This window comes from Thiohalomonas denitrificans (assembly GCF_016841685.1).
GTDB classification, from domain to species: Bacteria; Pseudomonadota; Gammaproteobacteria; order Thiohalomonadales; family Thiohalomonadaceae; genus Thiohalomonas; species Thiohalomonas denitrificans_A.
This window is the reverse complement of record NZ_JAENYR010000058.1, coordinates 1-23,315: the sequence shown is the minus strand read 5'-3', so window position 1 is coordinate 23,315 and position 23,315 is coordinate 1. Positions and strand designations below refer to the sequence as shown.

The 23,315-nt window shown below is 59.8% G+C and carries 26 protein-coding genes and 1 pseudogene; 18 read left to right on the top strand and 9 right to left on the bottom strand.

Features of this window, described 5'->3' with window-relative positions; genetic code table 11:
- Nucleotides 1-775: cytochrome c biogenesis protein CcdA (locus Q7L05_RS12495; protein ID WP_303907038.1), on the top strand; the 775-nt coding region annotated here is incomplete at its 5' end.
- Between the two features lie 143 nt (nt 776-918).
- Here Q7L05_RS12495 and Q7L05_RS12490 read toward each other — a convergent pair.
- Nucleotides 919-2,124, bottom strand: coding sequence for a hypothetical protein (locus Q7L05_RS12490; protein ID WP_303907035.1), 1,206 nt, complete (start codon nt 2,122-2,124; stop codon nt 919-921).
- Nucleotides 2,121-2,633, bottom strand: a complete 513-nt coding sequence (locus tag Q7L05_RS12485) for a thioredoxin family protein (RefSeq protein ID WP_303907032.1) — start codon at nt 2,631-2,633, stop codon at nt 2,121-2,123. Before Q7L05_RS12485 ends, Q7L05_RS12490 begins: the two co-directional genes overlap by 4 nt.
- Before the next feature lie 262 nt (nt 2,634-2,895).
- Between Q7L05_RS12485 and aroQ the strand changes: the two genes are divergently transcribed.
- From aroQ to Q7L05_RS12430, 11 genes and pseudogenes are all read left to right on the top strand, one after another.
- Entirely contained in the window at nt 2,896-3,342 is a 447-nt protein-coding gene (gene aroQ / locus Q7L05_RS12480; protein WP_303907029.1) for a type II 3-dehydroquinate dehydratase, read from the top strand.
- Nucleotides 3,343-3,364: 22 nt separating this feature from the next.
- Nucleotides 3,365-3,805: an acetyl-CoA carboxylase biotin carboxyl carrier protein gene (gene accB, locus Q7L05_RS12475; protein WP_303907026.1), complete on the top strand. Its 441-nt coding sequence runs from the start codon at nt 3,365-3,367 to the stop codon at nt 3,803-3,805.
- Between the two features lie 22 nt (nt 3,806-3,827).
- On the top strand, nt 3,828-5,168 hold the full coding sequence (gene accC, locus Q7L05_RS12470; RefSeq protein WP_303907023.1) for an acetyl-CoA carboxylase biotin carboxylase subunit: 1,341 nt from the start codon (nt 3,828-3,830) through the stop codon (nt 5,166-5,168).
- 63 nt (nt 5,169-5,231) lie between these two features.
- Nucleotides 5,232-6,140 (top strand): 50S ribosomal protein L11 methyltransferase, encoded by a 909-nt coding sequence (gene prmA, locus Q7L05_RS12465; RefSeq protein WP_303907020.1) that lies wholly within the window; start codon nt 5,232-5,234, stop codon nt 6,138-6,140.
- 75 nt (nt 6,141-6,215) lie between these two features.
- Nucleotides 6,216-6,275, top strand: a pseudogene (locus tag Q7L05_RS17525) (MJ0042-type zinc finger domain-containing protein); the annotation flags it as partial.
- A 696-nt stretch (nt 6,276-6,971) separates the two neighbouring features.
- Nucleotides 6,972-7,796: a DUF3426 domain-containing protein gene (locus tag Q7L05_RS12455; RefSeq protein WP_303907013.1), complete on the top strand. Its 825-nt coding sequence runs from the start codon at nt 6,972-6,974 to the stop codon at nt 7,794-7,796.
- Between the two features lie 236 nt (nt 7,797-8,032).
- Nucleotides 8,033-9,019 (top strand): tRNA dihydrouridine synthase DusB, encoded by a 987-nt coding sequence (gene dusB, locus Q7L05_RS12450; protein ID WP_303907010.1) that lies wholly within the window; start codon nt 8,033-8,035, stop codon nt 9,017-9,019.
- Entirely contained in the window at nt 9,016-9,273 is a 258-nt protein-coding gene (gene fis / locus Q7L05_RS12445) for a DNA-binding transcriptional regulator Fis (protein WP_303907007.1), read from the top strand. Before dusB ends, fis begins: the two co-directional genes overlap by 4 nt.
- Before the next feature lie 126 nt (nt 9,274-9,399).
- Nucleotides 9,400-10,962 carry a bifunctional phosphoribosylaminoimidazolecarboxamide formyltransferase/IMP cyclohydrolase gene (gene purH / locus Q7L05_RS12440; RefSeq protein ID WP_303907003.1) on the top strand — a complete coding sequence of 521 codons (1,563 nt, stop codon included), beginning with the start codon at nt 9,400-9,402 and terminating at the stop codon, nt 10,960-10,962.
- A 128-nt stretch (nt 10,963-11,090) separates the two neighbouring features.
- A complete protein-coding gene (gene purD, locus Q7L05_RS12435) occupies nt 11,091-12,368 on the top strand; it encodes a phosphoribosylamine--glycine ligase (RefSeq protein ID WP_303907001.1) in 1,278 nt (425 codons plus the stop codon).
- 207 nt (nt 12,369-12,575) lie between these two features.
- Complete coding sequence (locus Q7L05_RS12430) at nt 12,576-13,481, top strand: phosphoribulokinase (protein ID WP_303906998.1); 906 nt, start codon at nt 12,576-12,578, stop codon at nt 13,479-13,481.
- A 162-nt stretch (nt 13,482-13,643) separates the two neighbouring features.
- Here Q7L05_RS12430 and Q7L05_RS12425 read toward each other — a convergent pair whose 3' ends face one another.
- The gene (locus Q7L05_RS12425) at nt 13,644-13,784 is read right to left on the bottom strand and encodes a hypothetical protein (RefSeq protein ID WP_303906995.1); all 141 of its coding nucleotides are present in this window, start codon (nt 13,782-13,784) and stop codon (nt 13,644-13,646) included.
- Nucleotides 13,785-13,813: 29 nt separating this feature from the next.
- Nucleotides 13,814-15,136, bottom strand: coding sequence for a 30S ribosomal protein S12 methylthiotransferase RimO (gene rimO / locus Q7L05_RS12420; RefSeq protein ID WP_303906993.1), 1,323 nt, complete (start codon nt 15,134-15,136; stop codon nt 13,814-13,816).
- Between the two features lie 231 nt (nt 15,137-15,367).
- Between rimO and Q7L05_RS12415 the strand changes: the two genes are divergently transcribed.
- A complete protein-coding gene (locus Q7L05_RS12415; RefSeq protein ID WP_303906989.1) occupies nt 15,368-16,408 on the top strand; it encodes an NADP(H)-dependent aldo-keto reductase in 1,041 nt (346 codons plus the stop codon).
- Between the two features lie 14 nt (nt 16,409-16,422).
- Nucleotides 16,423-17,082: a glutathione S-transferase family protein gene (locus Q7L05_RS12410; protein WP_303906985.1), complete on the top strand. Its 660-nt coding sequence runs from the start codon at nt 16,423-16,425 to the stop codon at nt 17,080-17,082.
- Nucleotides 17,083-17,160: 78 nt separating this feature from the next.
- Here the strand turns inward: Q7L05_RS12410 and Q7L05_RS12405 are convergent, their stop codons facing one another.
- Both Q7L05_RS12405 and Q7L05_RS12400 read right to left on the bottom strand, forming a co-directional pair.
- On the bottom strand, nt 17,161-18,078 hold the full coding sequence (locus Q7L05_RS12405; protein WP_303906982.1) for an AEC family transporter: 918 nt from the start codon (nt 18,076-18,078) through the stop codon (nt 17,161-17,163).
- Nucleotides 18,079-18,093: 15 nt separating this feature from the next.
- A complete protein-coding gene (locus Q7L05_RS12400) occupies nt 18,094-18,498 on the bottom strand; it encodes a secondary thiamine-phosphate synthase enzyme YjbQ (protein ID WP_303906979.1) in 405 nt (134 codons plus the stop codon).
- Between the two features lie 413 nt (nt 18,499-18,911).
- Between Q7L05_RS12400 and Q7L05_RS12395 the strand changes: the two genes are divergently transcribed.
- The 3 genes from Q7L05_RS12395 to Q7L05_RS12385 all read left to right on the top strand — a co-directional run bounded on the left by Q7L05_RS12395 (nt 18,912) and on the right by Q7L05_RS12385 (nt 21,063).
- A complete protein-coding gene (locus Q7L05_RS12395) occupies nt 18,912-19,457 on the top strand; it encodes an HU family DNA-binding protein (protein ID WP_303906976.1) in 546 nt (181 codons plus the stop codon).
- Nucleotides 19,458-19,682: 225 nt separating this feature from the next.
- Nucleotides 19,683-20,273 carry a CBS domain-containing protein gene (locus Q7L05_RS12390; RefSeq protein WP_303906973.1) on the top strand — a complete coding sequence of 197 codons (591 nt, stop codon included), beginning with the start codon at nt 19,683-19,685 and terminating at the stop codon, nt 20,271-20,273.
- A 223-nt stretch (nt 20,274-20,496) separates the two neighbouring features.
- Nucleotides 20,497-21,063: a Tll0287-like domain-containing protein gene (locus tag Q7L05_RS12385; RefSeq protein ID WP_303906970.1), complete on the top strand. Its 567-nt coding sequence runs from the start codon at nt 20,497-20,499 to the stop codon at nt 21,061-21,063.
- 70 nt (nt 21,064-21,133) lie between these two features.
- On the opposite strand, the gene Q7L05_RS12380 is transcribed toward Q7L05_RS12385, so the two are convergent.
- The 3 genes from Q7L05_RS12380 to Q7L05_RS12370 all read right to left on the bottom strand — a co-directional run bounded on the left by Q7L05_RS12380 (nt 21,134) and on the right by Q7L05_RS12370 (nt 22,282).
- The gene (locus Q7L05_RS12380) at nt 21,134-21,466 is read right to left on the bottom strand and encodes a thioredoxin family protein (RefSeq protein WP_303906967.1); all 333 of its coding nucleotides are present in this window, start codon (nt 21,464-21,466) and stop codon (nt 21,134-21,136) included.
- A gap of 77 nt (nt 21,467-21,543) precedes the next feature.
- Complete coding sequence (locus tag Q7L05_RS12375; RefSeq protein WP_303906964.1) at nt 21,544-21,840, bottom strand: DUF1540 domain-containing protein; 297 nt, start codon at nt 21,838-21,840, stop codon at nt 21,544-21,546.
- A 133-nt stretch (nt 21,841-21,973) separates the two neighbouring features.
- On the bottom strand, nt 21,974-22,282 hold the full coding sequence (locus tag Q7L05_RS12370; RefSeq protein ID WP_303906960.1) for a DUF1540 domain-containing protein: 309 nt from the start codon (nt 22,280-22,282) through the stop codon (nt 21,974-21,976).
- Nucleotides 22,283-22,773: 491 nt separating this feature from the next.
- Here Q7L05_RS12370 and Q7L05_RS12365 point away from each other — a divergent pair, with 491 nt between their 5' ends.
- Nucleotides 22,774-23,157 carry a hypothetical protein gene (locus Q7L05_RS12365; protein ID WP_303906957.1) on the top strand — a complete coding sequence of 128 codons (384 nt, stop codon included), beginning with the start codon at nt 22,774-22,776 and terminating at the stop codon, nt 23,155-23,157.
- Nucleotides 23,158-23,315 lie beyond the last annotated feature (158 nt).

Sequence of the window (23,315 nt, the reverse complement as noted above, 5' to 3'; positions counted from 1 at the left end):
CCTCCCCCTCGGCATGGCCCCCCCGCTGGTCGCCATCGGCACCGCCGGCGGCAAGCTACTGCCACGCGCCGGCGGCTGGATGGATGCCGTCAAGGCGGTATTCGGTGTCATGCTGCTGGCGGTGGCCATCTGGATGCTGGAACGTATCCTTCCCGGCTGGGTCGCCATGCTCCTGTGGTCGCTGCTGGCAATCGTCTCCGCCATCTACATGGGGGCGCTGGAGCCCGTGCACGAGGGGGCGTCCGGCTGGAGGCGGCTGTTCAAGGGCCTGGGCGTTACGCTGCTGATCTATGGCGTTCTGGTGCTTATCGGCGTGAGCAGCGGCGGGCGTGATCCGCTCGCCCCGCTCAACCATATGCGCTTCGCCAGTGCGGCGGGCGGTGCAATCAGTGCCCAGCCGACGCACCTGGAGTTCGAAGCGATGAAGACTGTGGCCGATCTGGAACGGGCGATCGAATCCGCAGCCAGCAATGGCCAGCCGTTGATGCTCGACTTCTACGCCGACTGGTGCGTCACCTGCAAGGAGATGGAGAAATACACCTTCTCCGACCCGCAGGTTATCGCCGCCCTGTCCGGAGCCCGACTCCTCCAGGCCGACGTCACCGCCAATGACGACGCGGACAAGGCCCTGCTCAAGGAGCTAGGGCTGATTGGGCCACCGGCAATCCTGTTCTGGGACGGGAATGGCGAGGAGAAACGCAACTACCGCGTCGTCGGCTTCATGGAACCGGAGAGGTTCACGCCGCATGTGGAGCGGGCGATTGGGAAGCAATGAGGAGTTACGGAGGGTCGTAGCTCTTCAGCTGTAGGTCTGCCTTCCAACCGGCAGTCTTGCGTCGGGATGGAGCCCGATTTACGACCCAGTATATTCACAGACAAGCCGGTGCGTTCTAAAGAATGCACCGCACTTCAACTCCGTCACTCAACCCACTCCGCCGTGCTGTAACGGATCTCGACCGGTCCGTTTTCCGGACGGTGGAGCCAGGCCACGTGCAGGCGTTCACCCTCGAATTCAATCACAGGATGGGTCTGGGCACCGGGCCCGGAGCCGCCTTCGAAGGTGATATCCGAACTCCACTCGCCCTCTCCGGTACGCCAGCTTAGCCAGAGGTCCGGGGTACCGTCGCGGGGATCGTCCCACGCCGTGACGATGCGGCCCCGGGCGGAGACCGCCACGTCGGGGTGCCACTGGGGCTGATTTTCGCCAAACAGGTCCTGGGCCAACTCGTTGGGGCCAAACGCTTGGCCGCCGTCCCGGCTGACCGCGGCATAGATGTCATAGCCGCCCCGGAACTCGCGCTTGTCCATCCAGGTCGCAGCCAGGAGCTTGCCTTCACTTGCCAGAGCAACGCGGGTCACGCCGGAGCCCCGCCCGAATCTGGCGTTGCCGGCGGGCGGCAGCTCATTGAGACGTTTTGGCTCGGTGAAGGCGCCGCCCTCTTCCGGGCGGGCCATATACAGCCGGGTATGGCCGTGGCGCCGGTCCTCCCAGGCGAGCAACGGACCGCCGGGCACCGGAGCAAGCGTGGGATAGAGTTGCGGACCGCGCGGTATCTCGGCATCGGCGGGCCGCTGTTCGCGCGGTGCCGGACCCTCTGCCGAAATGACCAGTCCGGCGACGGTGATGCGACCGACGCCGCCCTCCTGCTCGGACCAGGCCGCGTGGACATCCCCCTTCTCATCGGTGGCCAGGGTAACCTGGGCCCCTGCCTCACTGAGGGTGGTGATGGGACCGGCCTCGGTATCCATACGCCGGGCCAGCACCTTCCCATCCTGTTCCCACGCGACCACGAAGCCGCCATCGGCGGTGGTGACTGCAGGTTCATAGGCCGACCCGGTGCGGTTGAGCGCTTGGGACGAAGTAAAGTGCTCGGCGCGCGGTGCTTTGGTGGCCAGATAGATCCCGGGCTGCCCGCTGCGGTTATCTTCCCAGACCAGGGCGACGGCGCCCTCCCCGGTGATCGCCATACTCTGCCGTCCGGCCGCTTCCAGGTGAGGAAATACCCCTTCCACCGCTTTCCCGCTGACCACCACCGATTCGGTAAACTGCCAGTCGGCCAGCCCGACAGCGGGCAGGCCCATCACCATCACCAGCACCAGCACCAGCACCAGCATGCTTCTCATGAATCCCCCCGCAGGAACTCCAGGAGTTCCTGTTTTTGGTATTGTCCGTCGGAGACGTAGCGGTCGAATGCCAGAAACTCCTCCGCCGTCTTGAATCCGGGTGCCTTGAAAATCATCTCCCCATTCTTCTCCAGATAGGCGAATACCGGTGTGGCGAAGACGTTCATCCGCGCCCCCAGCTCCATTTCCGTCAACCTCTCGCCATTGGGCAGAGTCAAACGATTGCCACTTTCCGCATCGACATAGACCAGGACATAGTGATCTTCATAGGCCTGCCGAACCCGATCATCGGAAAACGACTCCCGGTTGGTTTTGTCGCACCAGCCGCAACCGTAACGGCCGAAATAGAGAAAAACGGGCTTGTCTTCCGCGTCGGCCTGGCGAAGCCCTTCATCGTAGGCAACGAACGGATATCCGGCAGGAGGATCAGCCCACACGGCTGTGGAGATCAGAAGACCGAGCAAAACCACCAAACCCGAGAAGCGACGAATTTCAGCTCGATAGCGCATGACTTTCCACCGTTTTTGCTTCACAGGAGGATAACCGCCTATTCGCGCGGACACCAACCGTGACCTGGGTCACACTGCAAAAGAGCGAATCTTGCGACAATCTGCATCGAAATGACCCGTATTTCGAGTTATCTGGACAAGGAATTTATCATGGGGCACAATGATACCCACAGAGTGCAATGTTAATAACTAGCCGGTATCAGTGTCGAAATGGGGCACTATTGGCGACAATTTCACCATTATCCGATTCTGGAACTCCATCATGGCCAAGCTCTTGGTGCTCAACGGGCCCAATCTTAACCTCCTGGGTATTCGGGAGCCCGCGCATTATGGCAACGATACCCTTGCGAGCATCGATTCGAGGCTCGCCGAAATCGCCCGCGAGGCGGGTCATGAACTCTCCAGTTTCCAGAGCAATGCCGAATACGAATTGGTGGAACGGGTGCATCGGGCCCTCGCCGAGGGGGTCGAATTCATCATCACTAACCCGGCCGCCTTCACCCATACCAGTGTGGCGCTGAGAGATGCGCTTTCCGGAGTGGCTATCCCGTTTATCGAAGTGCACCTCTCCAACGTGCACGCACGAGAGTCCTTCCGGAGCCACTCCTACTTTTCCGATATCGCTCGTGGGGTAATCAGCGGCGTTGGCGCCCTTGGTTACGAACTGGCGCTGGCGGCGGCTCTACGCCATATCTCCGAACAGGCTTAACAGATTACAGGTTCAATGCACGATGGACATCCGCAAGGTCAAGAAACTCATAGAACTGCTGGAGGAATCCGGCATCGCCGAGATCGAAATCCACGAAGGTGAAGAGTCGGTTCGCATCAGCCGGAATACCCACTCCGCCGCTCCGGCACCGGCGCCGGCACCCGTGACGGCGCCTACCGCGGCAGCCGCCGCTCCCCCAGCGGAGCCGGCCGAACCGGAAATGCCGTCGGGCCACCAGGTGACCTCCCCGATCGTCGGCACATTTTACAGCTCTTCCTCGCCCGGAGTTAAGGCGTTTGTCGAAGAGGGCCAGCGGGTGACCGCGGGGGATACCCTGTGCATCATCGAGGCCATGAAGATCATGAACCAGATCGAGGCCGATAAGACGGGCACGGTAAAGGCCGTTTTGGTAGAGAATGGGCAGCCGGTGGAATTCGGCCAGCCGTTGGTCATCATCGAATAACGGCCGGGAAACGGAAAGACGAATGTTCGACAAGATCATAATCGCCAACCGTGGTGAAATCGCTCTGCGGATCCTTCGAGCCTGCCATGAGTTGGGCATCAAGACGGTAGCTGTCCATTCGGACGCCGATCGCGACCTCAAGCACGTGCGGCTCGCCAACGAATCCGTCTGTATCGGGCCGGCCTCCTCGACCGATAGTTACCTCAATATCCCGGCCCTGATCAGCGCCGCCGAGGTCACCGACTCCAGCGCCATTCACCCCGGATACGGCTTCCTTTCCGAAAACGCCGATTTCGCCGAACGGGTGGAACAGAGCGGTTTCGTGTTCATCGGCCCCAAGTCGGAAAGCATCCGTTTGATGGGCGACAAGGTTTCTGCCATCGCCGCCATGAAGAAGACCGGCGTACCGTGCGTTCCCGGTTCCGACGGACCACTCGGCGATGATCCGGACGAAAACCTTCGCATTGCCGATGTAATCGGTTATCCGGTCATCATCAAGGCAGCCGGAGGCGGCGGCGGCCGCGGCATGCGGGTAGTCCATACCGAGGCCTCTCTGCTGGGCGCCATTTCGTTGACTCAAACGGAGGCTGCCAACGCATTCGGCAACGCTACCGTCTACATGGAAAAGTTCCTGGAGAATCCGCGTCACGTCGAGATCCAGGTACTGGCTGATACCCAAGGCAGCGCCATTCATCTTGGTGAGCGTGACTGCTCCATGCAGCGGCGGCACCAGAAGGTCATCGAGGAGGCGCCAGCACCCGGCATTGATGACGAAACCCGTGAGCGGATTGGTTCGCGTTGCGCCAATGCCTGCGTCGAACTTGGCTATCGCGGTGCGGGCACTTTCGAATTTTTGTACGAAAACGGTGAGTTTTATTTTATCGAAATGAACACCCGGGTGCAGGTGGAGCATCCCGTATCGGAAATGGTCACGGGTGTGGATATCGTCAAGGAGCAGATTCGCATTGCTGCCGGAAAACCACTTTCCTATCGGCAGGAGGACATCAAGGTCCGCGGCCACGCCATCGAATGCCGAATCAATGCCGAGGATCCGGCCAATTTCATGCCCTCGCCAGGCAAAATCACACAGCTGCACATGCCGGGTGGCCCGGGCATTCGGGTCGATTCGCATATCTACAACGGATACACCGTGCCGCCTTACTACGATTCGATGATCGGCAAGCTCATTGCGCACGGGGAGACCCGCGAGTCGGCACTGGCCCGGATGCGCACAGCACTGCGAGAGGTGATTATCGAGGGTATCAAGACCAATGTACCGTTGCATCAGGACCTCATGAAGGATGCTGCCTTTCAGGCCGGCGGCACCAATATCCATTATCTCGAGAAAAAGCTGGGGCTGTAGCGATTGGGGAATGGGAATCGGGAATTGCGGTCGAATCTGAAATTGAAAATCGGTAACTGCTAATTGCCCTGGCTACAGCTCATTCTGGAAACTGATGCCGCCGGTGCCGACCGGCTGTTGGAGCAGCTCAGCGAGGCAGGTGCCGCCGCCGTCACTCTCAATGACAGTGCCGACCAGCCGCTTTTCGAGCCGCTCCCCGGAGCTACCCCGCTCTGGAGTCACACCCGGGTGATTGGCCTTTTCCCCGCTGGCACGGATATGGACGCCCTTGTGGGTAGCCTCGTGCGAGAGTACGCGCCGCAACCACTACCGCCGCATCGGGTGGAGCTGCTGGAAGACCAGGACTGGACCCGCGCCTGGATGGACACCTTCAAGCCGATGCGTTTTGGTGAACGGCTCTGGATCGTGCCGAGCTGGTGCGAGCCGCCGAACCCCGACGGGGTCAACATCCTGCTGGATCCCGGTCTGGCTTTTGGCACGGGCACGCATGCCACTACCCGGCTCTGCCTGGAGTGGCTCGACGGACAGGCGCTAAACGGAAAAGAGGTGCTGGATTACGGTTGCGGCTCGGGAATCCTCGCCATCGCCGCTGCCAAACTGGGGGCCAGCCATATCCGGGCAGTGGATATTGATCCGCAGGCCCTTGTCGCCACCGCCGACAATGCGGCCCGAAACCGTAGCGAGGCCCGCATCGAGCCCCTCTTGCCCGAACAGCTACTACCGATACCGGTCGACGTCCTGACAGCCAATATCCTCGCCAAACCCCTAATCGAACTGGCCCCCTCCCTTTCAGCTCTGGTACGACCCGGCGGAGCGATGGTGCTATCGGGCATTCTCCCCGACCAGGCCGACGCCGTCGCCGCCGCCTACCGTCCCGCCTTCGAGATCGGCCCCTCGGCTGAACATGATGGCTGGGTTCGGCTCAGCGGAACGCGAACAGAGATGCCAACAGCTTTGCAGAAATACGCTTAGTATCTCATTCATATCGTCTGCCGAAGGATTGGACTACAATCGGCTCGGCTCCAGTCGTTCAGAACCCGCTAACGCATGTATACCCAGTGCCCAAACTGCCAGACTGTTTTCCGAGTCGGTACACCGCAACTGCGCGCCGCTGCCGGCAAGGTGCGTTGTGGCCGCTGCAGCGAGATATTTGACGCCCTTGCTCACCGCACCGTCAGGGAACCCGAAGGCACCGCTACAGATGAACTGCCTCTCCATACGCCGATCCCCGAACCACTCGCCCCGACATCCGAACGGCACAGCCAGTCAGTAACCCAGCCTCGGGAAACCACTGCGCCGTCAAACAGACCGCCGCCACCTTCCCAGCGTCCCCCCGGGCAAAGCAGACGCGAGCCGAAACCTGGGGCGAAGGTTCAGCCCCGGGTTGCTATTGCTCCCGAAGACCTACCGCGCGAGCCAAAACGCCCGGCAGCTGTTCAGTCTCGCGCAACAGCTCCGCCACCGAACAGACCGCCCTCACCGTCCCAGCGGCCCCCCGGGCAAACCGGACGCGAACCGAAACCTGAGGCGAAGATTCAGCCCCGAGTGACCGCATCACCGGAAACCAAACCCAAGCCAGGACGCCGGGCGGCTGTTCAGCCCCGGGTGACAGCGTCGCCGGAGACCGGGCCGTCCTTCCCCGAAAGAGCTCCCGAGGACACCGGACCCAAGCCAAAAGGCGGGGCAGGGTTTCAGTCCCAGGCAGCAGCGCCATCTGAAGCCAAGCGGGACGTGGCGTATGGAGTTGGCGAACGCCCGGAGAAGAGGTCTCGCCCGCCAACTGCGTTGAGCGATACCGGGACGGTGAAAAAGCCGACGGAAGAGTTCCGGAACACACGCAACGAACCGGGCCTGAATCGGGATTTGTTTAACGAAGAGAGCTTCGAAACCCTGCTTCGCCCGTTCAATGACGAAGTCGAACCACCGACTGCAACCGGTTCGGCAACGTCCAGAAACAGACACAGTGCCTACGAGACCGTTGGAACTCAGGCCAAGGATCCCGGCCCCTCACCACCGGCAGAGGCATCACCGACCCGCTCGAAACAGAACCCAGAGCTTCGGCAGTCTCCGCTTGATAGCACGGCGAAACCCCAATCCGTAGGGCGGGGGAACGAAGAACTCCCGCTACAACTGCAAACCCGCACCAATCGAGGCAGGGGAATCGGGGCCACACTGGTCTGGGGCCTCGGCGTTGTGCTGATGGTTGCCGCTTTGGGCGGACAATACGCCTATTTCAGTCGCGACCGGCTGGCGCTCCAGGCGCAGTGGCGTCCCTATCTGGAGGTGCTGTGCGAGATAGCTGGCTGCGATCTGCCGCCCCGCCGCGAGCTCCGAGCCATTGAACTAATCGACCACGCGGTTCAGTCGCATCCACGACGCGATGGCGCTTTACTGATCAAGGCGACCCTGCTGAATGGGGCCGAATTCCCGCAGCCCTATCCGGATGTGGAGGTCGTCATGATGGATATCGAGCAGCGCCCGGTGGCTTCCCGCCGATTCGTCCCGGCCGAATATCTGGCGGGACGAAGCCCGGACGCTCTGTTTGCGGCAGGACAAGAGACCCACCTGATTCTGGAGGTGGTTGATCCCGGACCACAGGCGGTCAGCTTTGAATTCGATTTCCGCTAACGGCGCTGAAAGAGAGGGGGATGTTCACTCTTCGGTCCATTGAGCCGGCGCCGCTCCCTGCCGGAATTCGGTTCTCCTATGCCCCCTTTCGGGGGAGCCATGTTCAACAGGTTCTGCTGATCTCCAGCTCATCGGAAGTCTTCTTACGAAAGTAAGCGTTCACATCCACCTGCAGACTTTATGTCGGTTGCCGAAGCCGATATCATGTACGGTTCCCGTATCTAAATACCCCGGCAATGCGAATTGGACCGTACCACCTCTCCACGCCTCTGATCCTTGCCCCCATGGCGGGGGTAACGGACCGGCCGTTCCGGCAACTATGCCGTGAGCTGGGTGCCGGTATGGCCGTCTCGGAGATGGTCTCTTCCAACTCGTTGCTTTGGGGCAGCGAAAAGACCCTGCGCCGGGCCGATCACCGGGGCGAAGATGAGCCGCGGTCCGTCCAGATCATGGGTGCGGATCCGCAAATGATGGCGGAGGCCGCCCGCTTCAATGTCGGAAACGGGGCCCAGATCATCGACATCAACATGGGCTGCCCCGCAAAAAAAGTGTGCAATGTCCAGGCGGGTTCGGCCCTGCTTCGCGACGAGACCCTGGTCGGCCGGATTCTCGATGCCGTTGTGGGTGCAGCTGCGGTGCCGGTCACGCTGAAGATCCGCACCGGCTGGGATCGGGAGAGCCGAAACGGGGTGGAGATCGCACGCATCGCCGAGAACGCTGGAATTGAGGCGCTGGCGGTACATGGCCGCACACGTGCCGATGGGTATGGTGGCGAAGCCGAATACGACACCATTGCCGACATCAAAAAGGCGGTGACGATCCCTGTATTTGCCAACGGGGATATCACCACACCCGAGAAGGCCCGTTTGGTACTGGATGCCACCGGGGCCGATGCCGTCATGATCGGGCGGGCCGCTCAGGGTCGCCCCTGGATTTTCCGTGAGGTGGAGCATTTCCTGCGCACCGGCAAACGGCTACCGGAGCCTCCACTGACCGAGGTACGCGACATTCTGTTGGGCCACCTCAACAACCTGTATGCCTTTTATGGGGAGTACGCCGGCGTGCGCATGGCACGCAAACACATCGCCTGGTACAGCAAAGGTCAACGCCACGGCGCGGCGTTCCGACGGGCCGTCAACCGGGAGGATAGCGCCGAACAACAACGACGCATGGTCGAAGAATTTTTTAATCACTTGATCGCTGAGGGAGATATGGCGGCATGAAGGAGAATGGCAACGGGGGAGCCGACATTCCACTCAACGGACATGTACGCGAGGCCCTCGAGCAGTATTTCGACGATTTGGGGGGACACTATCCAGCCAACCTCTATCAGTTGATGCTGAACGAGGTGGAGAAGCCCCTGTTCGAGATGGTGATGCGCTTCGCAAAGGGCAACCAGACCCGCGCGGCGGAAATCCTCGGATTGAACCGCGGCACCCTGCGCAAGAAACTCAAGCTTTACGGGCTTAACGACTAGAAACCACAGGAGCCACAGAGAACACAGAGACAAATGGCTTTGAAAGCTCGCTGCCATCGACATCTCCTTGCGAAGTGCTCTGTGTTCTCTGTGGACTCTGTGGCTGGATCTTTTTGGGGAACTGCAATGAATAAAATTCAGCGCGCGCTGATCAGCGTGTCCGACAAGACCGGTGTGGTGGAATTCGGCCGGCAGCTAAAGAGCCGCAACGTGGAGATCCTCTCGACGGGCGGCACCGCCCGGCTCCTGGCCGAGAACGGCGTGGAGGTGATCGAGGTCTCCGAGTACACCGGCTTCCCGGAAATGATGGACGGTCGCGTCAAGACCCTGCATCCCAGGATCCACGGCGGGATTCTGGGCCGGCGCGGCACCGATGATGCAGTGATGAACCAACACGGCATCGGCGCTATCGACCTCATCGCGGTCAACCTCTACCCGTTCGAACAGACGGTTGCCAAGCCGGACTGCACACTGGAGGATGCCATCGAAAATGTCGACATCGGCGGCCCCACCATGCTGCGCGCCGCGGCCAAGAATCATCGCGATGTCGCCGTCGTGGTGGATGCCGCCGACTACCGGCGCGTGCTGGAGGAGATGGACGCCAACGACGGCACGATTTCCGACGCCTCCCGTTTCGACCTGGCGGTAAAGACCTTCGAGCACACCGCCGGATACGACGGCGCCATCGCCAACTACCTGGGCCGGATTCGCGACGACGGTACGCTGGGGGACTTCCCGCGGACCTTCAACAGCCAGTTCCACAAAGTGCAGGAAATGCGCTACGGGGAAAACCCGCACCAGAAGGCGGCCTTCTTTGTGGAAAAACAGGCCGAAGCCGGCAGCATCAGCACCAGTCGCCAGCTTCAAGGCAAGGCGCTCTCCTACAACAATATTGCCGACACCGACGCGGCCCTGGAGTGTGTCAAACAGTTCGACGGCGCGCCCACCTGCGTCATCGTCAAGCATGCCAATCCCTGCGGCGTCGCGGTGGGAGCCAACCTGCTGGAGGCCTATGAACGTGCCTTCCAGACCGATCCGGAATCGGCGTTTGGCGGCATCATCGCCTTCAATGGAACCCTGGACGGGGAAACCGCCAAGGCGATCGTCGAACAGCAGTTCGTCGAGGTGATCATTGCGCCGGCGGTGAGCTCCGACGCAGCCGAGGCGGTCAGCGCGAAGAAGAACGTGCGGCTGCTCGAGTGCGGCACATGGTCCACCCATCCCGCCGAACGGTTCGACTTCAAGCGTGTCAACGGCGGCCTTCTGGTGCAGGTTGCTGATCAGTTGTTGACCGGCGACCTCAACGTGGTCACCGAACGCGAGCCGACCGAGAAAGAGATGGGGGACCTGCTCTTCACCTGGAAGGTAGCCAAGTTCGTCAAATCCAATGCCATCGTCTACGGCAGGGACGGCATGACCGTCGGGGTTGGCGCCGGTCAGATGAGCCGCGTCAACTCGGCCCGTATCGCCGCCATCAAGGCCGAGCACGCCAACCTGGAAGTGAAAGGTTCGGTGATGGCATCCGACGCCTTCTTCCCGTTCCGCGACGGCCTCGATGCCGCCGGTTCAGCCGGTATCAGCGCGGTGATTCAGCCTGGTGGGTCAATGCGGGATGAAGAGGTGATCGCCGCCGCCAACGAGCACGGTATTGCCATGGTCTTCACCGGCATGCGGCACTTCCGACATTAAGAAAGATACGGGATTCGAGGTCACGAGATCCAGGGGTTGTGCTCACGCCTCATTTCAATAAAGCGCCTCACGCCCTCGTACCTCGTATCTCGACCTCGTCCCCTTCCTTAACAGCGTGAGTTTAATTGATGAAGGTATTAGTAATCGGCGGCGGCGGTCGTGAGCACGCCCTGGCGTGGAAGGCCGCGCAATCGCCGCAGGTGGATCGTGTTTACGTGGCCCCTGGCAATGCCGGTACGGCGCAGGAGCCGAAGCTGGAGAATGTAGCCATCGTCGCGGACGATATACCCGCCCTTTTGGCCTTCGCCACGGATAATGCGGATCTGACCATCGTCGGTCCGGAGGCGCCGCTGGTGCTGGGCATCGTCGATGTGTTTCGCGAAGCCGGGCTACGCTGCTTCGGCCCTACCAGCGCGGCCGCCCGGCTGGAGGGCTCAAAGGCCTTCAGCAAGGATTTTCTGGCCCGTCACGGGATACCCAGCGCCTCCTACCGCACCTTTACCGACTGCGATGCCGCGCTTGACTACCTGCGTGAGCAGGGGGCACCTGTCGTCGTCAAAGCCGACGGGCTGGCTGCCGGCAAGGGGGTCATCGTCGCCCAGAGGCTGGAAGAAGCCGAAGCGGCCGTCCGCGATATGCTCTCGGGCAACGCCTTTGGCGAGGCGGGCCATCGGGTGGTCATCGAGGAGTTTCTGGAGGGCGAAGAGGCGAGCTTTATCGTCATGGTCGACGGGCAGCATGTACTGCCGATGGCAACCAGTCAGGATCACAAGCGCGTGGGCGAAGGAGATACCGGCCCCAATACCGGCGGGATGGGTGCCTATTCCCCGGCCCCGGTGGTTACCGACGCCGTGGACCGTCGCATTATGGCCGAAGTCATCCTGCCGACGGTCAAGGGCATGGCCGACGAGGGTCACCCCTACACCGGTTTTCTCTACGCCGGTTTGATGATCACCCCGGATGGCACCCCCAGGGTCATCGAATATAACTGCCGCTTCGGCGATCCCGAGACCCAGCCGATCATGCTGCGCATGCAGTCCGATCTGATCGCCCATTGCGAAGCCGCCCTCGGGGGCCGTCTGGAGGATGAACATGCCCGCTGGGATGCTCGGGCGTCCCTCGGCGTGGTAATGGCGGCGGGCGGGTATCCCGGCAGCTATCGTAAAGGCGATGTCATCGAAGGGCTCGAGGGCGCGGATGCCGATGACGTAAAGGTTTTCCATGCCGGTACGGCTCAAAAAGATGGTACCGTGGTCACCAGCGGCGGGCGTGTACTGTGCGTCACCGCATTGGGTGAGACGGTAGCGGCCGCCCAGAAGCGAGCCTACCAGGCCGCCGAGGGTATTCACTGGGACGGGGCCTATCTGCGCCGCGACATCGGTTATCGTGCGATAAACCGCGACTAGGAGCCTGTCCGAGAATTGGCTGACCTACCCGGCTCGACGGATTTTGGCGCCGACTCGCCATTTTGACAGGATTTGCCGAGACTTGAGCGCCAGTTTTCCTATAAAATAAGCCGATTCACCGGTTTGACCTTTTTGATGAAACAACAAAATCCGGTCTGGCAATTTTACCTTTTTCCTCAAAAAAATTGGCTCTGAAGGAGTGCACTTATGTCTGAAAAGCATCCTGTCATTGCGGTGACCGGGTCATCCGGTGCCGGCACGACAACGGTCAAGAACGCGTTTGAACATATCTTTTTCCGCGAAAACATCAACCCGGTGGTCGTGGAAGGTGATAGCTATCACCGTTACAACCGTAAGGAAATGAAAGAGGCGATCGCCAAATTCGCTGAAGAGGGCAAAAACCTGTCCCACTTCGGTCCCGAGGCAAATCACTTCGATACCCTTGCCGAAACCTTCAAGTCCTATGGCGATACCGGTGCCTGTCGCCGTCGCTATTATCTGCACAGCGAGGAAGAGGCCGCCGAACACAATCAGCGCCTGGGAATCGACCTCGGCCCGGGTGAATTCACCCCCTGGGAAGAGATCAAGCCCGGTACCGATCTGCTATTCTACGAAGGGCTGCATGGCGGCGCCGCCGACGGTGAGATCGATGTGTCGACATTCACCGATCTGCTGATCGGCGTGGTGCCCATCGTCAACCTGGAGTGGATCCAGAAGATCTTCCGCGATAACGACCAGCGCGGCTACAGTGCCGAGGCGATCGTCGACACCATTCTGCGACGCATGGATGATTACGTCCATTACATCACCCCGCAGTTCTCGCGCACCGATATCAACTTTCAGCGTGTACCGACGGTGGACACCTCCAACCCGTTCATCGCCCGCGACATCCCCACGCCGGATGAAAGCCTGGTGGTCATCCGCTTCCGCGATCCTAAGAAATTCGGCGTGGACTTCCCCTACCTGCTGAGCATGATCAATAACTCGTTCATGTCGCGTCGTAACACTATCGTGGTGCCGGGCGGCAAAATGGGCCTGGCCATGGAGATCATTCTGGCGCCGATCATGCACAGCATCATCGAAAAGAGTCGTTCCTTGCGCAGCATGGCCTGATTATCCGGCACCTGCAGGAAGATTCAAAAGGCCCGCAAAGCGGGCCTTTTTTTTAAACCGGATTGGTTTCCCCCGTCGGAAAAGCTCAAAGTCCGGCATTCCGGAAATAGAATGGTGGAATGAAACTGCTGACCGGGGTCATTGGGGGATACCTCCTACTGGCTAGTGGTCCAGGCCGAGTGGGTGCGGGATGCCACCATCGGACCCCGGCTGGGACCGCATGGCCAGGGCAGCGAAGCGCGCACTGCGCCACCCCACCTGAACCCCGGCGGTGACAGGGGTGGTCGTCTCGCCTCCGGACATGCGGAATCCGCCGCCATGAGGTCTGTGAGTCAGTTCAGGGCCGGCACTGCATACAGGTCGTGTTCGTCGGCAGCGGTGACAGTAACCTCGAGAAAGTCCCCGGGTCCGAGGTCCGCATCGGTATCCACCACCACCATGCCGTCGATCTCCGGAGCGTCTCCTTTGGAACGGGCGTAGACATACTCCTCGTCCGCCCCCTCCACCAGCACCGTCAGGCGTCGACCCACCTTGTCCTGAAGCCGGTCGGCGCTGATCGCCACCTGTAGATCCATGAATCGCTCCAGCCGCTCCTCTTTGAGCTCCTCGGGGACCGCCCCGGGGAGGGCATTGGCGGCTGCGCCCTCCACGGGCGAATAGGCGAAAGCCCCCACTCGGTCGAGGCGCGCCTCGTGCAGGAACTCCAGCAGCCGTTCGAAATCGCTATCCGTTTCGCCGGGGAAACCGACGATAAAAGTACTCCTCAGAGTCAGGTCCGGCACCGCGGCCCGCCAGCCCTCGATGCGTCGCAGCAAGCCATCCACATCGCCGGGCCGGCGCATGGCCTTCAACAGCGACGGGCTCGCGTGTTGAAAAGGGACATCCAGGTAAGGAAGGATCAGTCCATCCGCCATCAACGGCAACAGTTCGTCCAGGTGCGGGTAAGGGTAGAGGTAGTGCAGGCGGACCCAGACGCCCAGCGATCCCAATCCCCGCGCCAAATCGGTGATGCGGCTTTTCACCGGACGTCCCTGCCAGAAGCCGGTCCGGTATTTCACATCGACTCCGTAGGCGCCGGTATCCTGAGAAACCACCAGCAGCTCCCGAACCCCCGCTTCCACCAGGCGCTCGGCCTCATCCAGGACCTCTCCCACCGGGCGGCTGGCCAGCCGCCCTCGCATACTCGGGATGATGCAGAAGCTACAGCTCTGATTACAGCCTTCGGCGATCTTGATGTATGCGTAGTGGCGCGGGGTCAACTTCAGCCCGCCGGGTGGCACAAGATCGCCAAAGGGATCGTGCTGTGGCGGGAGATGGGCATGGACCGCTTCCATTACCTCATCGAGAGAGTCGGGTCCGGTCACCGCCAGTACCCGGGGGTAGGCGACCCGCACCGTATCATCCCGAGCGCCCAGGCACCCGGTGACGATCACCTTCCCATTCTCCGCCAAGGCGTCGCCGATGGCCTCCAGCGACTCCTCGACCGCGGCATCGATGAAACCGCAGGTGTTGACCACCACTAGATCGGCAGCGTCATAGCTGGAGCTGAGCTGGTAGCCCTCGGCTCGCAACTGGGTGAGGATCCGCTCGGAATCCACTGTGGCCTTGGGACAGCCGAGGCTGACAAAGCCTACCTTGGGTATGGTCTTGGACATGCTATGCTGGCTACACTATTTTGGGTTAGAAAAGGACATGCGCTCTGGTGCATCGGGTTATCACCCGGAAGCCTGAGATACCGTTTTTTGAACCGGGGGAACCCAGTTGGTTTCAAGTCCGGGATAGCCGGGCTACCCTTCGGAACGTCCCCCCCTGTGTTCTCTGTGCTCCTGAACCAAACACACCAAGCAACTGCGGTGCCCCGACGCCGCTTCCAAAAGGAAACCACTATGGAGTACCGCCGTCTGGGACGTACCGACATCAAAGTTTCGGTTATCTGCCTGGGGAGCATGACCTGGGGCGAACAGAACAGCGAGGCCGAAGGCCACGAGCAGCTCGATTATGCCCTCGATCACGGGGTCAATTTCGTCGATACCGCCGAATTGTACGCGATTCCGCCGCGCGCCGAGACCTACGGACGAACCGAAAAGATCATCGGCAACTGGCTTGAGCAAACGGGCCGCCGCGAAGAGATTATCCTCGCCAGCAAGGCGGTGGGCCGCGGCGGCGAATGGATCAGCCACATCCGGGGCGGACAGACCCGACTCGACCGGCACAATATCGTCAAGGCCCTGGACAGCAGCCTGAAACGGCTCAAGACCGACTATCTCGATCTCTATCAGCTGCACTGGCCCGACCGGCACACCAATTTTTTCGGCAAGCGCGGCTATGAGCATGATCCCGACGATGTCCCGGTGCCCATTGTCGAGACCCTCTCCATTCTGGACGATCAGGTCAAGGCGGGGAAAATCCGCCAAATCGGCGTCTCCAACGAAACACCCTGGGGGACGATGAAGTTCATCCAGCTCACCGAAGCCTTGGGACTACCGCGTGTGGTTACGGTCCAGAACCCCTACAGCCTCCTCAACCGTACCTTCGAGGTGGGCCTGGCCGAAGTCGCCCACCGGGAGCAGACCGGACTCATGGCCTATTCGCCACTGGGATTCGGTGTGCTTTCCGGAAAATACCTGGAGGGACAGCCCGAGGGGGCGCGACTCACACGTTGGCCCGACTACGACCGCTATAGTAATCCCCAGGCGCTCGCCGCCACCCGGGAATATGTTGCGCTGGCCCGTGAACACGGCCTTGATCCGGCCCAGATGGCCCTGGCGTTCGTCAACAGTCGCCCCTTTCTCACCAGCAACATTATCGGCGCCACGACCATGGCCCAGTTGCAAAGCAATATAGCCAGCGCCGGCCTTAGTCTGGCACCGGAAGTCATGGAGGGGATCGAAGCCATTCACACCCGACATCCCAATCCGAGCCCCTAATGAAGGAGGGAACGATGAAACCGCAGTTGATCAGCTTTAAACTCTGTCCGTTCGTCCAGCGTTCGGTAATCCTTCTCAAGGAGAAGGGCGTCGATTATGACATCACGTATATCGACCTCAATAGTCCGCCCGGCTGGTTCAAGGAGATTTCGCCGCTGGGGAAGGTACCGGTGCTGCGCGTTGGCGAGCAGTCGATATTCGAGTCAACGGTCATCATGGAATACCTCGACGAGGTCAATCCACCCTCTCTGCACCCGTCCGATCCTCTTCGCAAGGCGCTGAACAGAGCCTGGATGGAATTTGGTTCGGAACTCTTCATGGGCCAGTTCCAGATGATAAGGGCCCCGGATGCAGAGAGCTTCGAGCAGAAGTTGAAGGCATTAAAGGACAATCTGGCCAAACTCGAAACGCATATCGCCGGACCGTTCTTCAATGGCGACCACTTCAACCTGATCGATGCCGCCTATGCACCCCTTTTCATGCGGGCCCAACTGCTCGAAACCTGGCACCCGCTGCGACTGCTGAAAGGACTTCCCAAGGTAGAGGCCTGGTCGCAGCGTCTGCTCGACCGTGACACGGTGAAGGAATCCGTAATCGATAACTTTTCCGAGCTGTTCCGATTGCATATCGCCAACAGTGAAGGCTATGGGGCGGAGTTATTCGACGAGGACTGAGCAGCAAGCCGCCTATACAGGCGGCAAGGATGGTATTTCGCGAGGACAGGGAAGTCATCCAATCCGAAAGGTATTACTCTACGCGCCCGTCATGCCGAACCAGAAGGGCAACGTGATCAGGCTCAATGCCGTGCTCAGCGTCACCGCCATGGCGTAGAGTCCCACGTCCAGACGATAACGATCACAAAGAACGATGCCCAACACCATGCTCGGCATTGCCGCCTCCAGCACAATACCGGCCCGAAGACCCTCTTCCATCAAAAGCATGCCGCTTGCCCACCAGATCACCGCCGGCGTCAGCAGCAGCTGAATAAACAGGACCGGCCAGAGCTGGCCCAGCATGCGCGTGCCGCTCCCCATCCAGCGCAGGCCCAGTCCGATGGAAAACAGCATCAGAGGCACGACAGCACTGCCTAGTCGCTCCAGTAGCCCGTCGAGCAATTCGGGAAGGGGCACACCCCCGAGGTTTAACAGTACACCGGCCAGTGCCCCCCACAGCGGCGGCACACGCACCAGCATCCGCAGCGGATGGATGGGCTCGGCCGCATCCCCGTAACGTGCCGCCACCAGCACACCGGCACTCAATAGAACGGGTGTACAGGCGAACAGGTCATACTGAATGGCGACACTGCGCGCCCAGGGCCCCAAGGTCGCCTCCAGCACCGGAAGGCCCATATAGGTGGCATTGGGAAAAGTTGCAGCGAGCAGCAGCGCACCCACTTGGCGACGCGAAAGGGAACCGAACCGGTACCAGAGCCAGGCGCTCCCGAATCCGACCGCCAGACCGGCGAACGCCAGACCCGCCACGGTGACTGCCTCCGAACCCAGCGGCGCCTTCCACAGGACCACTAGTGCCAGCGCCGGCAGCAACAGGACATAGGCCAGTGTGGTCAGGCTGTGCCGCAGGGTGTCCCCCTCCAGACCACCGGGTGACCACAAGCGCCAGAGCACACCGAGCAGGATCAAAGCGCCCGCCTGGATGACGGCATCGATCATGAGTCGGACAGGCTGTCAGCCGACATGCACGACAATCCGACGCCGCTGGGGATGATGTCGATGCTCCCAAAGGTAAACTCCCTGCCAGGTCCCGAGCGCCAGACGGCCATCGATGACCGGGATGCCGACGCTCGTCGCGGTCAAGGCCGATTTGATGTGGGAAGGCATGTCGTCCGGCCCCTCCAGGGTATGGCTGAAAAGCGAATCATCTTCAGCGACGAGTCGATTCAGCCAGTTTTCCAGGTCCCGACGTGCCGAAGGGTCGGCGTTTTCCTGGATGATGAGACTGGCGGACGTATGCTGCACGAATAGTGTGCAAAGCCCTTCTTCCACCCCTGATTCACTGACCACCGCTGCCACTTTGTCGGTGAAGAGGTGCAAACCCTGGCCGGGCGCTTCGATTTCCAGCGTTGTGTTCACACTTGTCCTCCGCGATTTCAACGGCTCGCATATTGCCGGGCCGCACTGGCGACTCAGGTGCGCTTCCGAAGGCGAGCGGCGCGTGCCCGTGCATGCATCAGCCCCCGGACAAAGGCGCTTTACCTGCATGCCCCTTCTGCGAAACGGCGCCTTCTGACCTGTGCCGGGGCACAGAGATCGCGGTACATTAACGCGATTCTTCCACCAATTGCACTCGCTTTACGTCCGGAACAGGGTAAACGCATACTCACAAACTTCGTGCTTGGCGATCAGGTCGTCGGCAGCACGACTGCATGGACGCACGGGGTAGAACAACGCAGGAGCCGTTGTCGGGGGATGCTCCGTCGAGCCTACAGGGATGCATTCACGGCTGCCTGTGCATACCCCCGTTTTAAATCTTTCAGCGATTTACCATGGAGATTCGTGGTGACTCCTCGGTAAAACCCTGTTTTTTCCTTGTCATTTCCATTATTCGTATTCAAAATCAGGCCAGAAACGACTCATCGGAGTTGTTCTCGATTCATCATGACGGAGAAAAAATGATGGCAGTGAAGAAGACTTCCGCGAAGAAAAAAGCCGCCCCGAAGGCGAGTCCCAAGAAAGCAACCGTCAAAAAAAGCACCGCAGCGCCTAACGCAAAGGCGATCCCCACCAAGCAGACGAAGACCCAGATCATCAATTCAATCGCTGAAGATACGGGCCTGACCAAAAAGGATGTCGCTGCAGTCTTCGGTTCCCTCTCCAACCTGATCGAGGGGCACATGAAAAAGCGCGGCTCCGGAGAGTTCACCATTCCCGATAGCGGCGTGAAGATCCGCCGCGTCAAAAAGCCGGCCACCAAATCCCGCAAAATGGTCTCACCCTTCACCGGCGAAGAGATCACCGTCAAGGCCAAACCGGCTCGCAACGTCATCAAAGTCGCCCCACTGAAGGCACTCAAGGACGCGGTTACCAAATAGGTCAGCTGCGTTTCTGCAAAAGGCCGGGGTTCCGGCCTTTTGCTTTTTCGCCCCACCACGCCCGCCGACCACAAGTCGCACCTCCCCTTCCGGCATTACTATTCCTCTATATCTTAATATTCAAAACATTAATGAACGCAATAAATATAAGTGTTTGCAAAAACATAGGGAGTGATTTATTCATTAAAGGTCCCTGACACCTCAAATCGATGGAAGGAGTCGCCCATGACCAGCAATTATCGCCCGCTTCCCTATAGCAGCCTCGATTCCGACACCGGTTACCATCGTCCGGCACAGCGCCTGCCTGAGCGGGTACGCAGGGAGAGTGCAGCTTTCGATGTGATGACGGACCTGACCAAGGTCGCCGCCATGACCATCAGCCCATGCGCCACACTGGAAGCTGCCGAGGAACGCATGATCGCCAGTAACGTACACCTGCTCATGGTGACCGACCAATACAACTGTATTCTCGGCATCATCACCTCCACCGATCTGAAGGGTGAGCGTCCCATGCAATACCTGAAGCAGGTGGGCGGAAAACGCAACGATATTTTCGTCCGGGATATCATGACCGCGCGCGACAGAATCGAAGTACTCTATATGGAGGATGTCAGTACCGCCCGGGTCGGCGATGTCGTCGAGACCCTGAAACGAGTAGGTCGTCAACACGCCTTGGTGGTCGATCGGGATGCCGAGGGAAGACAGAACGTCCGTGGCATTTTCTCCACCAAGCAGATTGGAAAGCAGTTGGGCGTAGCGATCGAGACCACCGAAATTGCCAAAACATTTGCCGAGCTGGAGGCCGCCTTGGCCTAATTGGCCTCCAGTTGGGCTTAAGGGAATCGGCGGCGAAGATGGTGGGAGCGCAGCGCACGCCGACATGGATGGCGGTGATAGACCATGCATGGAGCCTATTGTCGCGTAGCATGCGCCCGAATGGATTGCTCCCGATTCCGACAGGCGGCCAGCTTGAATTTCCGTGCAAACACGGTTATATCTTTAAAGTTAGCCGATAAAAAGAAAGGACAAGGGGGAAACGATGAAGCGAGTACTCGGTACAGCTCTGCTCTGCTGTCTGCCACTCGGCGCCGCCATGGGCCAAGACAATACCGGGCCACTGGTGGGTGAGAGCAAGGCCATTGTCAAACAATTCATGGGCAGCCTGAAAGGCGAACTGGAATCCGCCATGAAGTCCGGTGGACCGATCAATGCAATCGATGTCTGCAATCGGGTGGCTCCCGCGATTGCAGAGCAGCAGTCAGCCGACAGCGGCTGGGATGTCGCTCGCACCAGTCTCAAGTTGCGTAATCCCGATAACGCCCCCGATGACTGGGAGAAGGGCGTATTAGAGAAGTTCGAGGCACAAAAGGCGGCTGGTGAGCCGGTCAAGCCGATGGCCTATTATGAAACCGTCGAAGAGGACGGCCAGAAGGTCTTTCGCTTCATGAAGGCGATCCCGACCGGCGAGGTCTGCCTTAAATGCCACGGCTCCGATCTCTCGCCTGAGGTCGCAGCCAAGCTCGACGAGCTCTATCCGGCCGATGAGGCCCAAGGCTTCCGGATCGGAGATATCCGCGGGGCCTTTACCCTGAAGAAGCCGTTATAAACCCCTCCACCGGCACCACCATAAAGGGGGGCTTCTGCCCCCCTTTATGCGACGTGCTCCGTTTGTCGGCTCACGCCTCGAACATCATCGCATAAGGCCGCTCCATCTCCATCTGAAGCTCACCGACACTAAAGGCCCGTGACTTCCTGGTTATTTCGTGCTGTTCAAACCAGACTGTCACGGTCGGCACTGCAAAGACGCCGTGTTGGGCCGCGAGTTCTGGACTGGCTTCGCAATCCACTTCAGCCAGCATCAGTTCCGGGAATTCCTCCTCTACCATCGCCCGAACACGTGGTTTCAGAGCATTGCAGACGCCGCAACCGGGGCTGGAGAAGTAGATTAGAACGGCGGGATTTGCCTCAATGAAGGCGTCGAACTGTTGGGAAGAGGTGAGGAAGTGCATGGGCGGCTTGCGATCCGAGTGTCGCTCCGATTATAAAAGGCGCCGCCCCGGAGTCAATTCATGAGGCGGCGCTCATACTATCGAGGCGCGAAGGTCAGGCAGTCGATGTTGTCTCCGGCGAAACCCACCTTAATGTTCGCGGCCTGGCATTCGAAATCGTCATTGTATTGGCAGCCGTTGATTTTGCAGGCCCCAACGCCGGCGATCTCCGAGGCCCTTTTCACATGGCCGCCGACCTTGAAGTAGGTGTCACAACCCGGTTTTACTCCGTCACCGATGGTAATGGCACGTGCATGGCACGCCTGCTCAAGGTTATAGACACATTCGGAAACCTGGCACTCCGACACGTTTGGCATTTCGACCGTAATCTTCATGATCTCATCTCCTTGTAATGGTGATTCCCGTAACAACCGAAAGCTTAGCAGCCTGTCCGACTTAAGCGATGGTATCCGGGCAAGGCCGAATCGAGTCGAATCGGTTACCTAATCCGTGTCTCCCTTCGCTTTTCTAGCGCGCCGTCTGGGCATAGGTGAGACACCCGATGAAGTGAAAGTCATCGACCCAGCCAACATAGATCCGTTCCGCAGCACATTCATAATCGTCGTTGTAGCGGCATTCGTAGCTCTTGCAAGCACCGACGCCGGCAGTCTGCGGCCGAGGCGGGACCCTGTCATTGGCCGTATGAAAAGTATCGCATTCCGGTAAATCGCCGCTGCCGATGGTAATGGCTCCGGCATAGCAGCGGGCGCTTCGGTTATAGACACACTCGGGGACGGAGCAGCGCGCGACGTCGCTGGTCTCGATGCACTTTTCCATGACCAACCATTCGTTGAATTTACGTTTGAGCGTAGTTCCCCCTCTTCAACGAACCAAGTTTTTTGGTAAAAACCTCTACCCGCCCAGGGCAACCGCAAACTTGAAGCGAGCGGTGTAAGTCCTTGATCCGGTCGTTGGCAGCACAACTGCATGGATGCAGGAGGTAGAACAATGCATGCCGCCATGCAAGGCGGTGGTAGAGAATGCATGGGCTTATTGTCGAGGGATGCTGCCGTCGAGCGTACACGGATGAAAGATGATTACTCCTGCATAATCTTCACTTCCTACATCCCTTTAGGTCATATTCACAGCGTACCTGCTATCAAGGACTTGGTTCGCTCGGCAGCACCAAAAATGGGAGTATGCGTTTACCCTGTCTACCGTCTATTTCAGTTTACATGCAGCGATTTTGACCCGTGGCAAACAGCGGCCGATAATGATGGCAAATTCACTGTTTACGCTACTGTAGACTCGACAGAAGACGATTTGCTTTGGAACTCGACTATGAAGAGCGTCGCCGCCTGGCGACCATCGTGATGGCCATCCTCGACGAGTGGAAACTGGATGGTGAGCAGCAGCTTGCCGTCCTTGGGATGCCCGGCGGTACCCGGCCGCGACACCTCAATCAATACCGCCAGGGTACGACACCATTCCCCCAGGAAGCTGAACTCATCGATCGCGCCCGTCACATCATCGGTATTCAGGAAGCGCTTCACCTGATCTTTTCGCGCAACCCGCTTATGCCGAGTTTCTGGCTGTCCAACCCGAACAACCGCCAATTCGGGCAGGCTCCGGTGAGTATCATGTTGGAAGACGGGCTCCCCGGGATGGAGCAGGTCTGGGGCCACCTGGACTGTACCCGGAACCGGGTCTGAACAGGCCCTTCCAGTGCTCCTGAAGAACTTGCCCCCACTGTCATTACGAGCCTGAGCGACGAAGTAATCTCTACTCCCAACCGCGAGATTGCCGTGTCGCCAAGGCTCCTCCTGATGAACTTCCCCCGCTGTCATTACGAGGAGCCCCGGCGACGAAG

Coding starts and splice junctions, on each gene's coding strand:
- Q7L05_RS12485 (WP_303907032.1), bottom strand. CDS start 2,633: ATGCGCTATCGAGCTGAAATTCGTCGCTTCTCGGGTTTGGTGGTTTTG.
- Q7L05_RS12410 (WP_303906985.1), top strand. CDS start 16,423: ATGAAACCGCAGTTGATCAGCTTTAAACTCTGTCCGTTCGTCCAGCGT.
- Q7L05_RS12385 (WP_303906970.1), top strand. CDS start 20,497: ATGAAGCGAGTACTCGGTACAGCTCTGCTCTGCTGTCTGCCACTCGGC.
- purD (WP_303907001.1), top strand. CDS start 11,091: ATGAAGGTATTAGTAATCGGCGGCGGCGGTCGTGAGCACGCCCTGGCG.
- aroQ (WP_303907029.1), top strand. CDS start 2,896: ATGGCCAAGCTCTTGGTGCTCAACGGGCCCAATCTTAACCTCCTGGGT.
- fis (WP_303907007.1), top strand. CDS start 9,016: ATGAAGGAGAATGGCAACGGGGGAGCCGACATTCCACTCAACGGACAT.
- dusB (WP_303907010.1), top strand. CDS start 8,033: ATGCGAATTGGACCGTACCACCTCTCCACGCCTCTGATCCTTGCCCCC.
- rimO (WP_303906993.1), bottom strand. CDS start 15,136: ATGTCCAAGACCATACCCAAGGTAGGCTTTGTCAGCCTCGGCTGTCCC.
- Q7L05_RS12425 (WP_303906995.1), bottom strand. CDS start 13,784: ATGTCCGGAGGCGAGACGACCACCCCTGTCACCGCCGGGGTTCAGGTG.
- Q7L05_RS12395 (WP_303906976.1), top strand. CDS start 18,912: ATGGAGATTCGTGGTGACTCCTCGGTAAAACCCTGTTTTTTCCTTGTC.
- Q7L05_RS12490 (WP_303907035.1), bottom strand. CDS start 2,124: ATGAGAAGCATGCTGGTGCTGGTGCTGGTGCTGGTGATGGTGATGGGC.
- Q7L05_RS12380 (WP_303906967.1), bottom strand. CDS start 21,466: ATGCACTTCCTCACCTCTTCCCAACAGTTCGACGCCTTCATTGAGGCA.
- purH (WP_303907003.1), top strand. CDS start 9,400: ATGAATAAAATTCAGCGCGCGCTGATCAGCGTGTCCGACAAGACCGGT.
- Q7L05_RS12430 (WP_303906998.1), top strand. CDS start 12,576: ATGTCTGAAAAGCATCCTGTCATTGCGGTGACCGGGTCATCCGGTGCC.
- accC (WP_303907023.1), top strand. CDS start 3,828: ATGTTCGACAAGATCATAATCGCCAACCGTGGTGAAATCGCTCTGCGG.
- Q7L05_RS12405 (WP_303906982.1), bottom strand. CDS start 18,078: ATGATCGATGCCGTCATCCAGGCGGGCGCTTTGATCCTGCTCGGTGTG.
- Q7L05_RS12390 (WP_303906973.1), top strand. CDS start 19,683: ATGACCAGCAATTATCGCCCGCTTCCCTATAGCAGCCTCGATTCCGAC.
- Q7L05_RS12375 (WP_303906964.1), bottom strand. CDS start 21,840: ATGAAGATTACGGTCGAAATGCCAAACGTGTCGGAGTGCCAGGTTTCC.
- Q7L05_RS12370 (WP_303906960.1), bottom strand. CDS start 22,282: ATGGAAAAGTGCATCGAGACCAGCGACGTCGCGCGCTGCTCCGTCCCC.
- accB (WP_303907026.1), top strand. CDS start 3,365: ATGGACATCCGCAAGGTCAAGAAACTCATAGAACTGCTGGAGGAATCC.
- Q7L05_RS12415 (WP_303906989.1), top strand. CDS start 15,368: ATGGAGTACCGCCGTCTGGGACGTACCGACATCAAAGTTTCGGTTATC.